Source organism: Paraburkholderia sp. D15 (genome assembly GCF_029910215.1).
Lineage (GTDB): Bacteria > Pseudomonadota > Gammaproteobacteria > Burkholderiales > Burkholderiaceae > Paraburkholderia.
In genome coordinates, this window is the sequence record NZ_CP110395.1 from 1,550,873 (window position 1) to 1,563,094 (window position 12,222).

General features: G+C 62.9%; 9 protein-coding genes. 6 read left to right on the top strand and 3 right to left on the bottom strand.

Translation table 11 applies throughout. The features are described from left to right. Positions 1-44 precede the first annotated feature (44 nt). Positions 45-3,263: a multidrug efflux RND transporter permease subunit gene (locus LFL96_RS06725; protein ID WP_280999416.1), complete on the top strand. Its 3,219-nt coding sequence runs from the start codon at positions 45-47 to the stop codon at positions 3,261-3,263. 46 nt (positions 3,264-3,309) lie between these two features. Here LFL96_RS06725 and LFL96_RS06730 read toward each other — a convergent pair whose 3' ends face one another. Next, positions 3,310-3,657, bottom strand: a complete 348-nt coding sequence (locus LFL96_RS06730; RefSeq protein ID WP_280999418.1) for a DUF4148 domain-containing protein — start codon at positions 3,655-3,657, stop codon at positions 3,310-3,312. 382 nt (positions 3,658-4,039) lie between these two features. Here LFL96_RS06730 and LFL96_RS06735 point away from each other — a divergent pair, with 382 nt between their 5' ends. From LFL96_RS06735 to LFL96_RS06745, 3 genes are read left to right on the top strand one after another with little or no spacing between them, the layout of a single operon-like run. Then, positions 4,040-4,717, top strand: a complete 678-nt coding sequence (locus LFL96_RS06735) for a response regulator transcription factor (RefSeq protein ID WP_280999419.1) — start codon at positions 4,040-4,042, stop codon at positions 4,715-4,717. A 13-nt stretch (positions 4,718-4,730) separates the two neighbouring features. Continuing rightward, positions 4,731-6,128 carry a HAMP domain-containing sensor histidine kinase gene (locus tag LFL96_RS06740; protein ID WP_280999420.1) on the top strand — a complete coding sequence of 466 codons (1,398 nt, stop codon included), beginning with the start codon at positions 4,731-4,733 and terminating at the stop codon, positions 6,126-6,128. A 35-nt stretch (positions 6,129-6,163) separates the two neighbouring features. Continuing rightward, positions 6,164-6,874: a response regulator transcription factor gene (locus LFL96_RS06745; protein ID WP_280999421.1), complete on the top strand. Its 711-nt coding sequence runs from the start codon at positions 6,164-6,166 to the stop codon at positions 6,872-6,874. Positions 6,875-7,127: 253 nt separating this feature from the next. Here LFL96_RS06745 and LFL96_RS06750 read toward each other — a convergent pair whose 3' ends face one another. Further along, positions 7,128-8,072 (bottom strand): IS110 family transposase, encoded by a 945-nt coding sequence (locus LFL96_RS06750; protein WP_280999422.1) that lies wholly within the window; start codon positions 8,070-8,072, stop codon positions 7,128-7,130. Between the two features lie 958 nt (positions 8,073-9,030). On the opposite strand from LFL96_RS06750, the gene LFL96_RS06755 reads away from it, so the two are divergent. Beyond that, on the top strand, positions 9,031-10,092 hold the full coding sequence (locus LFL96_RS06755; protein ID WP_281000594.1) for a porin: 1,062 nt from the start codon (positions 9,031-9,033) through the stop codon (positions 10,090-10,092). Between the two features lie 246 nt (positions 10,093-10,338). Here LFL96_RS06755 and LFL96_RS06760 read toward each other — a convergent pair whose 3' ends face one another. Further along, positions 10,339-10,614, bottom strand: coding sequence for a DUF4148 domain-containing protein (locus LFL96_RS06760; protein WP_280999423.1), 276 nt, complete (start codon positions 10,612-10,614; stop codon positions 10,339-10,341). 324 nt (positions 10,615-10,938) lie between these two features. On the opposite strand from LFL96_RS06760, the gene LFL96_RS06765 reads away from it, so the two are divergent. Further along, positions 10,939-12,117, top strand: a complete 1,179-nt coding sequence (locus LFL96_RS06765; RefSeq protein ID WP_280999424.1) for a porin — start codon at positions 10,939-10,941, stop codon at positions 12,115-12,117. Positions 12,118-12,222 lie beyond the last annotated feature (105 nt).

The following is a 12,222-nucleotide window of genomic DNA, read 5'->3' on the forward strand; positions in this document are numbered from 1 at the left end:
TGGATCGACAGGATTCCACCCCCTCTCTCTGACCGGATCACTGCGTGCCTTTCTTTTTCATCGACCGTCCGGTTTTCGCGTGGATCGTCGCGCTTGCCATCGTCGTGGCGGGCGCGCTGGCGATTCCGCAACTGCCGGTCGCGCAGTATCCGCGTCTCGCACCGCCACGCATCGTCATTTCCGCGACCTATCCGGGCGCCTCCACCGAGGTGGTGGATGCGAACGTCGGCAGCATCATCGAGGAAAGTCTCGATGGCGCCGACAACATGCTCTACTACGAGACCACCAGCGACAACCTCGGTGAACTCGAAATCGACGCGACATTCGCACCCGGCACCAATCCCGACATGGCGCTGGTCGACATCCAGAACCGTCTGAAGCAGGTCGAGCCGCGTTTGCCGCAACAGGTCGTGCAGCAGGGCATCAGCGTGTTCAAGGCCGCCAACACATTCCTGATGCTGGTCGCGCTGACCTCGACGGACGGCACGCGCGACTCGGTGCAGTTGAGCGACTACCTGAGCCGCTACGTGTTGCGCGAACTGAAGCGCGCGCCCGGCGTGGGCGCCGCGGAACTGTGGGACGCCGACGAAGCGCTGCGTGTCTGGGTCGATCCGATGAAGCTGCGCGAATACGGCATCGGTCCCGCCGAGGTGAACGCCGCGATCGCCGCGCAGAACGCCACCGTCACGGCGGGCGCGCTCGGCGACGCGCCGTTCGTGCCGGGTCAGCAGCTCACCGCGTCGGTGAGCGTGAAAGGGCAGTTGATCTCGGCTGACGAGTTCGGCCAGATCGTCATCAAGGCGCGGCCCGACGGTTCGTCGGTGCGGCTGCGCGACGTCGCGCGGGTCGAACTCGGGCGCGACAACTACACGTTCTATTCGCGGCTGAACGGCAAGGCCTCCGCGACGGTCGGCATTCAGCTCGGGCCGCGCGGCAATGCGCTCGAAACGTCGAACGCGATCCGCGCGCGACTCGCGGAACTGTCGAAGGGATTGCCGCCGGGCGTCGCCGTCGAGATTCCCTTCGACAACGCGCACTTCGTGCAGATCGCGATTCACGAGGTACTGGTCACGCTGGTGGAAGCGGTGGTGCTGGTGTTCTTCGTGATGTGGCTGTTCCTGCGCGATCTGCGCTATACGCTCGTGCCCACCGTGGTGATTCCGGTCACGCTGATGGGCGCGTTTCTCGCGATGTACATCTGCGGGCTGTCGATCAACGTGTTCACGCTGTTCGGGCTCGTGCTCGCCATCGGCATTCTGGTCGACGACGCGATCGTGGTGGTGGAAAGCGTGCATCGCGTGATGGAAGACGAAGGCCTGCCGCCGCGCGAGGCGACCCGCAAGGCGATGTCGCAGATCGGCGGCGCGATTGTCGGCGTGACCGCGGTGCTGACCGCCGTGTTCGTGCCGATGGCGTTTTTCCCCGGCGGTGTGGGCGGAATCTACCGGCAGTTCGCGGTGGCGATGATCGCATCGATGCTGGTGTCGTCGTTCATGGCGTTGTCGTTGACGCCCGCGTTGTGCGCGAACCTGCTTAAGCCGCATTCGAAGTCGGTGCGCCAGCGCGACGCACGCATCGGCCTGCTGGGTTTCGCGGCGCGCGCGGCGAGCCGTTTCACCACCGGTTTCGATCGCGCCGCGAGCGGCTATCGCGGCCTGACCGCGCGCACGCTGCGTCGCATCGGTCCGATGCTGGCCGTGTATGTCGTGCTGGTCGGCGTGTGCGGTGCGTTGTACTGGCACATGCCAGGCGGCTTTCTGCCGAGCGAGGACGAAGGCCAGTTGCAGGTGATGGTGCAGTTGCCGGCGGGCGCCACGCAGGCGCGCACGCTGGCGGTGGTCAAGCGCATGGAGGCGATCCTGCACGCGGAGCCGGCCATCGCGAACGTGACCAGCGTGATCGGCTGGAGCTTCGCCGGCAGCGGGCAGAACGTGGCGATGGGTTTCGTCGAACTCAAGGACTGGGGCAAGCGCGACACCAACGCGCTGGATCTGCGCGAGCGGCTGAATGCGAAATTCGCCGACATTCTGGACGGCGACGTGGAAGCGCAATTGCCGCCGTCGGTGCCGGGCATCGGACATTCGGACGGTTTCGTGTTCCGCCTGGAAGATCGCGGCGGCGTCGGGCTCGACGCGCTGAAGGCCGCGCGCGAGCAGTTGTTCGCGCAGGCGAAGGCGAGCCCCGTGCTGGCCTCGGTGCATTCGGAAGATCTGCCAGACGCGCCGCGCGTGGAACTGGTGATCGACCGGGCCAAGGCCTACGCGCTCGGCGTGCAGTTCGAGCGCATCACCGACGTGCTGGGCAGCACCTTCGGCTCGACCTATATCGACGATTTCCCGACCGGCGGCCGCATGCGGCGCGTGGTGATTTCCGCGGACGCCGCGACCCGCATGACGGAAGACGATCTGCTCGCGCTCGCCGTGCCCAACACGACGGGCGGCATGGTGCCGCTGTCGGCGATCGCGACGCGTCACTGGACCATCGGCCCGGTGATGCTGACGCGTTATAACGGCTACCCGTCGCTCGATGTGAGCGGCCACGCGGCGCCGGGCTACAACTCGGGCGCGGCGATGGCCGAGATGGAACGGCTTGCGGCGTCGCTGCCGGTGGGCGTGCGTTACGACTGGGTCGATGCCGCGCGCGAGGAAACCGCGGCGGCGCAACTCACGCCGCTGCTGATCGGTTTGTCGCTGCTGGCCGTGTTCATGGCGCTCGCCGCGTTGTACGAAAGCTGGACCATTCCGCTCGCGGTACTGATGGTCGTGCCGCTCGGCGTGATCGGCGCGGTCGGTGCGGTGCTGTTGCGCGGCATGCCCAATGACGTGTATTTCAAGGTCGGCATGATTACCGTGATCGGCCTTGCCGCGAAGAACGCGATTCTGATCGTGCAGTTCGCGCGCGATCTGGTGCGTGGCGGCATGCCGTTGACGCGTGCCGTCACCGAAGCGGCGGGCGCGCGTTTCCGGCCGATCGTGATGACGTCGGCGGCATTCCTGCTTGGCGTGGTGCCGCTGGTGGCGTCGAGCGGCGCGGGCGCGGAAAGCCGCCGCTCGATCGGCACCGGCGTGTTCGGCGGCGTGCTGGCCGCCACGCTATTCGGGCTGGTGTTCGCGCCGGTTGCGTTTCATGCGGTCGCATCGCTCACGCACGGCAAACGGCGGCTCGCCGAGTTGCGGCGGCGGCGCGCGGAGCGGCGTGCCTTGCGTGCTCGTCCGGACGATAGCGGGAAGGGCGAGCGCGGGCAGTTGACGAATGGCCGTTAAGACCTCCCGTAAAACCCACCCGTAAAGCCGCGCGCTTCCCGTCTCCTCAACCTGCCGGCTGATTCGCCGTCGATGCGGCCGGCGCCTGCGTCTGCCCCGCGCTCGCCGACACATGCGGCGCGGCCGGCATGCAGTCCGCGTGATATTCCGCCTGCAACTTCTGTTCGGCCGTTTCCAGATCGTTCGGATAGTTGTCGTCGTCGTTGCTCGGGCTGTAGCCGACCGCTTCCAGTTCGCCGAGTTCATTCATCAGCTGCTTGTGCGTGACTTCGCCCTTCAACTGCTTGAACGGGTAGTCGTTGCATTGCTGCTGCGTGAGGCCTGGGGCGGCCATCGCCGAGGCGCTGCCGATCAGCAGCAGGGACGTGAGCAGGGTTCGGGTTACGAGCTTCATTGTTTGCCATCCACGATAAGGGTCGAGTCGGACCGCCTGATTGCGTGATTCAGCGGCGGGATGACGACAGGCTAGTGGAGGCGATATACCGAAGCGGCGTCGGCAAAATGAAATTTGTTTTATCGTGCGCGACGCCCCGGCTGACAAGGGGTTTAACGAAGCTTGCGGCGAACTTAAATATTTCTTCATGAAGCGGACAGGCTTGCGTCATGCGCGCACGCGTAGCCTGCTGAACTGTACCTGGGCACAGCGCCGGCAGCCGCCGCTGCGCGCGCCGGGGTTCTGAATGCGCAAGCCGAATATGGCATCATGTCCTTCTACTGATAACCGGTCGCGCCCGCCGCTTGCATCGGTAGAGCTGGCTGCGGCGCATGCATTGATCATGTCGCGAGTACTGACGATCGAAGACGATGAAATTACCGCGAATGAAATTGTCGGTGAATTGAAAAGCCGCGGCTTCACCGTGGATTGGGTCGCCAACGGCCGCGACGGCATGGCCCGCGCGATCAGCGAAGACTACGACGTGATCACGCTCGACCGCATGCTGCCCGGCGTGGACGGTCTGACGATTCTCACCACCATGCGCAGCATCGGCATTCAGACGCCGGTGCTGATGCTGAGCGCGCTCGGCGACGTCGACGAACGGGTGCGCGGCCTGCGTGCCGGCGGCGACGACTATCTGACCAAGCCGTTCGATCCCGAGGAAATGACCGCGCGCCTCGAAGTGCTGCTGCGCCGCAGTCAGACGCCGGCCGCGCAACTCGAAACCCATCTGCGGGTCGGCCCGCTCGAACTCGATCTGATTTCCCGCAAGGTGCAGCGCGACGGCGAGGAAATCGTGTTGTTGCCCACCGAATACCGCGTGCTCGAATTCATGATGCGCCATGCGGGTCAAACGATTACGCGCACCATGCTGTTCGAGGCGGTGTGGGGCTATCACTTCGATCCGGGCACCAATCTGATCGACGTGCACATGGGCCGCCTGCGCAAAAAAATCGACCCCCCCGGGCTTACGCCGCTGATCCAGACCGTACGCGGCTCGGGCTATATCCTCGCATGAGCGAACCTTCCTGATGGACACGACCTTACCCGCTCAATCTGCGCTCGGGCGGCGCTGGCATTCCACCACGTTTCGCCTCGTCTCCGTTTACGCCGTGATTTTTTCCTTGTCGGTGATGCTGCTGCTCGGCTTCATCGGCTGGGCCGTGACCGGCGACATGGAGCGCGAAACCGACACGGTGATGAACTGGCAGCTGATCTATTTCAACTCGCTGCCCGACTCCGGTCTTGCCGACGCGATTCACCGGCGCATCGAACATGAGCGCATGCACACCAACTACTACGGCCTGTTCGCACCGGACGGCCGCCTGATTGCGGGCGACGTGCTGGTGTATCCGTCGCAATTGCCGACCACGCGCAAGGGCAAGACGCTCGACCTTGCGTTGTCGATGGGCCGCAACGATCAGGCGCCGGTTGTGCGCGCGATGGCCGAGCGCCGCAACGACGGCTCGACGCTCGTGATCGCGCGCGACCTCACGCATATTCTGCGGATTCGCGAGGCGGTGATCGACGCGCTGGTGAGCGGCGGCATCGTCTGCCTGCTGGCGGGCGTGGCCGGCGGTCTCGCGTTGAGCGTGCGGCAGATGCGCCGGCTGAAGGCGATCCGCCGCGTCACGCTGCGCATTGCGCAGGGCGATCTGGCGCAGCGTCTGCCGATCGGCGGACGCGACGAAGTGGATATGCTCGCGCATCTGGTGAACCACATGCTCGCTGAAGTGGAGCGCCTGATGAACGAAGTGAAGGGGGCCTGCGACGGCATCGCGCACGACCTTCGCACACCGCTGGCGCATGTCCGCACCTTGCTCACGCATGCGGCCGAGCACACCGGGAAGCTCGACGACGGCGAACTGTCGCAACTGGTGGAGCGTGCCCGCACCGAGACCGATGCGTTGCTCGACCGTTTCCGCGCGATGCTGCGGATCTCGGAGATCGGCACCTTGCAACGGCGCGGCGGTTTTGGCGAGGTGCAACTGGAGACCTTGATTCAGGAAGTCGGCGAGTTGTATGAACCGCTCGCGGAGAGCCGGTCGATTCAATTGACGGTGCACGCGCAGACGGTGGATGCGATTCACGGCGACCGTGCGTTGCTGTTCGAGGCGTTGAGCAATCTCGTGGACAACGCGATCAAGTTCACGCCCGAGGGTGGCGCGGTGCGGATGGAGCTTCGGCAGACTTCCGCGGGACCGCAGGTCGACATTCTCGACAACGGTCCCGGCATTGCGGCGGATGAGCGCGATGCGGTGTTGCAGCGCTTTTATCGCGGCGAGAGCACCCGGCATCTATCGGGGTCGGGATTGGGGTTGAGTATCGTGTCGGCGGTGATGCGGGTGCACGACTTTACGTTGAAGATCGGCAACGCCGAGCCTGGCGCGAGGATATCGATCGAATGCTGGTCCAGGACGTTGGCATGAGTATGGGTTGTATTGCAGTCGTGATGGAGGAATGAATGCGCGTCCTGTTCGTGGGGCCGTCTCATCCGGAAGCGGCATGGTTATTCAAGGCGCTGCAGGAGAGCGCGCACAGTTTGCAGCGGGCCGATGATCTGCGGGACGGGGTTTTTCTGGCGGGGCAGGAGCCGTTCGACGCGATCGTGTTGATGGTGCTGGAGGCGGGGGCTTATTCGTCGCTGCTGGAATTTGTGACGGAGTTCGCCGCGATTGGGAGTGGGGCGGCGATCGTTGCCGTGATGGGGAGCGCTTCCGCGCAGGAGCGGACGCGGGTGTTGCGGGCGGGCGCTGACGCGTGTTTTTGCCAGCCTTACTCGTTTATCGAAATGCACGAGAGGATGCAGGCATTGCAGAGGATCGGCGGGGGTGGGGCTGCAGCGCCTTCCGCTGGGGTGGTTGCGGGTGGTTTTTCTTCTTCTTCTGGCGAAGTGCCGGTGCTTGATGCCGCTACGCGGGAGCTGGTTTTTCGTGGGCGGCGGGTGGCCGTCACGCGGCGGGAGTTTTTGTTGATCGAGTGCCTGCTGAGGCAGGTTAATGCGCCTGTGGCGCGGGATCAGCTTATTCGCTACGCGTGGCCTGAGAAGGATGATGTGGATCCTTCGTCGGTCAATCTGGTTGTTTCCAGGCTCCGCAGGAAGATTGATGCGGTTGTGCCTGAGGTTAGGATTGAGACGGTTAGCCGGTTTGGGTATCAGGTTTGTGTTGGTTAGTGATCTGGATTGTTTTTCTGGTTTTCTGATTTTTTTTGGCCTTTCCTTGTGTTCTTAGTGGTCTATTAGCATTGCCCCTGTGCGGGGCGGCACCTACTTCTCTTTGCCGCGGCAAAGAGAAGCAACCGTATTGGAAGTCAAGCGACGGGTATCGGGTGGGCGGCGGATCACATGTCGATCCGCCGGCGACGTACAGGCGAGCGCATGCCGCACGATCTCCGATCGCGCCTTCGGTAAGAACGCTTGAAGAAGTTCAGATGATCGACGGCCTCCAGTGCGTGTCATGCTGGACCATCGTATTGAGTGTGACGATGAGCTTGCGGATGCACGCCGTGATGGCGACCTTGAACGGCTTGCCCGCCTCGCGTAGCCGGTCATAGAAAGCGCGAATGGTCGGATTGAAGCGCAGCGCGGGCACGCAGGCCATGTAAAGAGCGCGCCGTACGACGGCTCGCCCGCCCTGAATGCGACGCCTGCCGATGTGTTTGCCGCTGTCGCTATTGAACGGAGCGACGCCGGTGAGCGCGGCGATCTCGCGGCGGTTCAGCGAACCCAGTTGCGGCATGAAGGCGATCAGCGTTGCGGCGGCGCCGGGACCGATACCGGGCACGGAGCGCAGCAGATCTTCCTTCTGACGCCACGCGGGAGACGAGCGCAGGAACGAGTCGATATCGTTGTCCGCGATCCTGATCTGCTGCTTGAGCCATTTGATGTGGTCATTCAGGCTTTCGCGGGCGGCGGCGTGGGCGCGCTCAAGACGGGCCTTCTCGGCCACGAGCATGTCCACGAGCTGGGCGCGGCGCAGCAGCAGGGCCTGCAACTGCTCGGTCTGCACATCGGTGAGCGGGCGCACCACGGGCTTGATGACCGCGGCGAAACGGGCGATGGCAAAGGCGTCGATGCGATCGGTCTTGGCCCGCATGCCGGTCGCGCGGGCGAAGTCGCGCACCTGCCGGGGATTCACGGCGACAGCGGGCAGACCCGCCTCGCAGAGGGCTCTGAGCACGGCGAGTTCGAGCTTGCCGGTGGCCTCCATCACGATCAGGGTGGGGTTCAACGCGATGAGACGTTGTACCAGTTGATCGATGGCGGTCTGCTCATTGTCGACACGAAAATGGTCGGTCGTGTCGTGAATGGCGATGTCGAGCGTTGTGCCGCTGACGTCGATGCCGATATAAACGGAAGAAACAGGATTCATCGTGGTACCCATACTTGCAGGAAAATACGAGCTCGAGGCTCCGTCAACTGTTCGGGTTATGAGGATGAAAAGGACAGTCGCTCAAGCTTCTCTGCGTGCTCGAAGCACTGAAGGCAGACGAGCTGACTGTCCCTGTGGCGACAACTGATCGGGTCGTCGTCACAGGAGGGAATATACAAGTAGGCAAGAGAAAGCCGCTCACACCGCTAATTCTTAAGCGGGCCCCTCGCACAGTATTGTTAGTGGTCCATCTGGAATCCGTGCCCTCGCACACTCCGCGCTCGTGACACAGGGCTCATTCATCCCGTCTCGCGCTGCGCGCGCGCCGGCGCGGTGCATCCAAAAACAGCGGGATCGTTTTTCGTAGGGGGGCCATCGGCTGCGCCTCGGCGAAGCGCTGAAAAAGCGGGGGGAGAAGTGCCGCCCAAAATCTGGAGGGCGGCGTTTGGTAAATGCGGGGGCGCGCGCAGCGCCGCCGGAAGAATGACTGCTGTGTCACGAACGCGGAGTGCGCGAGAACACGGATTCCAGATGGGCCACTACTGTGGCTGTGCGGGGGACCCGCTTAAGAATTAGCGGTGTGAGCGGCTTTCTCTTGCCTACTTCTCTTTGCCGCGGCAAAGAGAAGTAGGTGCCGCCCCGCACAGGGGCAACGCTAATAGACCGATAAGACTACAAGGAAAGGCCAAAATTCCAGACCAAAAAAATTCCAGAACAACAACCAGACCAACACCCACCCCCAGGTCAACGCCCCCGTAATAAAAACCCAACGCAAAAACTGAAACACAGCCTTGCACCTACAAAAAATAAAGTCCTAGCTATATTCCACCCCGTGGCAACAAGAAAAAAACCACCAAAACAAACCCATCAGCGATCCTTATTTAAACAGAAAAGGCATTTCATGAACCAGAAGATGAAACTGGCGAAGCTCTCCGCAGCAGCGCTGCTATTCACGACAATGTTGTCCAGCGCGCACGCGCAAAGCAGCGTGACCCTCTATGGCATCCTCGACACCGGCATCGACTTCGCCAGCAACGTCAACGGTAACCACCTCTATCAAATGGCCAGCGGCGTCAGCGCCGGTAGCCGCTGGGGCGTGCGCGGCAAGGAAGACCTCGGCGGCGGTCTCGCCGCGATCTTCGATCTCGAAAGCGGTTTCAATTCCAGCAACGGTAACCTCGGCAGCGGCCTCGCTTTCTCCCGTAACGCCTACGTCGGCCTGAAAAGCGATACCCTCGGTACGCTCACGCTCGGCCGTCAATGGGACCCGCTCGTCGACCTGATCGAACCGTACTCGCTGAACGACAGCTACGGCGGCTGGTATTTCTCCCACCCGAACGACATGGATAACCTCGACAACGGCTTCGCGATCAGCAATGCCGTCAAGTACACGAGCCCCACCATCGGCGGCTTCACCGGCGAAGCGCTCTATTCGTTCGGCGGCCAGGCCGGCCAGTTCTCCAACAACTCCGCGTATAGCGCCGCGGCGTCGTACACCAACGGCCCGTTCTCCATCGGCGCGGGCTATCTGCGCGTCAACGATCCGGAACAATCCATCCAGAGCTATCAGAACGGCGCGGGCTTCACCAATGCGGTGTACGGCAACTACCTCGCCAATGCCCGCAGCCAGGGTATCTTCGCGGCCGGCGCTTCGTATGCGCTCGGTCAGTTCAAGCTGATGGGCAACTTCACCAACGTCGACTTCCAGCAAGGCGACGCCGGTCAGGACGTCAAGTTCCAGAACTACGAAATCGCCGGCACGTTCGCCGCGACCAGCCAGCTCAATCTCGCCGCCGGCTACACGTACACCGACGGCCGTGATCACGCGACCAATCAGGAACCGAAGTATCAGCAGCTGAACCTGAGCGCCGAATACGAACTGTCCAAACGCACCGCAGTCTATGTCCTCGCCGCGCTGCAGAAGGCAAGCGGTGGCGCGGTCGCACAGATCGCCGGTTTCGATCCGTCGTCCAACGGCAAGCAGGTGGTCGGCCGCGTTGGTCTGCGTCACTCGTTCTGATAGCACCGTCAGCGTCGATTGATCGACGCTTCAAGCAAAAAGAGCGCGATGCCGGAAGGTATCGCGCTCTTTTTTCATGAACCAAAATAAATGTTGCAGTAACTGGGCGGACCCACGCAATTGTCGGCGGAAGTCGGTGTCGGGTTCGTCGCACAGCCGGACAACAGCAGTCCGGCGACGACCGCGGCGGCGGTAAGCGACAGGCGCCATGCGGCGCGCCGTCGCGTCTGTTTCTGTGGATGCATCTCAGTGTGCGTACAGGGTCGAGTTCAGGTAAGCGAGTTGGCCGTCCTGCTCCGCATGCACCAGTTCCTGATAGACCTGCGCGCGCGTCTTGCCTTGCGTCGGCTGGCCGTACGGTGCGACCCACGAGCCCGTCGCATTCGACGTGGTCGGCGTGGGGTTGGCCGCGACCTGCATCGCCGGTGCGCTGTTCTGCGTCGGCGCGGTGGTCGTTTGGGCGAAGGCCGATGCCGTTGCGGTGGCACCGATGAAAGCGATGGCGAGCGTCAGAGATTTCATGTCGTAATCCTCATAAATCAGTTTGGTTGGGACCGAGGCGCGAACCGCGTTGCGTTCGTGGATCGGTTGATGAGAAGGATAGTCAACCGGCTTTAGCGGATCGGCCGTGTGTGCATGAAAAGATATTTATCTGTTATCGCGGCGGCGAAGCGCTGATTCACACGTCTTTCAAGGACGTGTCGCAAACATAAAAAACGTTTCATGAAACGACCGGTTTTGATCACGGGTGTGTCATTGCCGCTATTTACATTGCGGCTACCCGTACGGCGTGCGGGACCGGTTCTCTCTGCATGGACCGGCGCCTTCTCTTACCCGGAATCAAACATGAATAAAGCATTCGCAACCACACTTGTCGCGCTGGCCAGCGCACTCAGCACGGCAGCGCACGCGCAAAGCAGCGTGACGCTCTACGGGACGCTCGACACCGGTCTCGACTACATCAGCAACCAGAAGACAGCGAACGGCGGCAAAAGCAACTGGCTGATGGAAAGCGGCAACGTCAGCACCGATCGCTGGGGCCTGCGCGGCAACGAAGATCTGGGCGGCGGTCTCAGCGCGGTGTTCGATCTGGAGAACGGTTTTAATGTCGACAGCGGCAAGTTGAACAACGGCGGCGATCTGTTCGGCCGTCAGGCATGGGTCGGTATCGCGAGCAAGCAGTGGGGCACGGTGACGCTCGGTCGTCAGTACGACTTCCTCGTCGACTTCGTCGCGCCGTTGTCGGCGACCGGTTCGGGCTTCGGCGGCAACATCGCCGATCATCCGTTCGATAACGACAACCTGAACAACGATCTGCGCATGAACAACGCGCTGAAATTCCGCAGCGCGACCTACGGCGGTCTGACGTTCGGCGGCGCGTACGCGTTCAGCAACGCGGCCGGCGGCTTCAGCGACAACAACGCATACAGCCTCGGCGCGCAATGGGCAGGCGGTCCGTTCAACCTGGCACTCGCGTACCTGCAGATCAACCAGCCGGGCGGCGTCAATCAACCGGCCAATGCCGGCGGCGCGGTCAGCAGCAGCGACGGCGACGCGGTGTTCACCGGCGCGCGTCAACGCGTGCTCGGCGCGGCAGGCCGCTACACGTTCGGCGCGGCGACGCTCGGTCTGGTGTTCACCCGCACCATGCTCAACGATCCGCACCAGATCACCCAGGGCGGCGCGTATTCGACGCTCAACGGCAACCTGCTGACCTTCAACAACTACGAGCTGAACGCCCGCTATGCGATCACCCCGGCGATCTCGCTGGGCGGTTCGTACACGTTCACGGATGGCCACTTCAGCACCGGCGGACAGAGCTACGCGCCGAAGTGGAATCAGTTCATGCTGCAGGCGGACTACGCGCTGTCGCGCCGCACCGATCTCTATCTGGAAGGCACGTACCAGCACGTGAGCGGCGCGAACGGCGTCGCGGTGCTCGGCAATGCGTCTATCTACTCGCTGGCGGCTTCGTCGAGCGACCGGCAGGCGGTCGTGGCGGTGGGCGTGCGTCACAAGTTCTGATCGAGGAGACGGGCGCGGCATCGAGCGCGCCCGAAACGGAAAAAGCGTCGCGGGTTCGAAAGAACCGGCGACGCTTTTTTTCTTGCACCCACAACGAGCCACAAC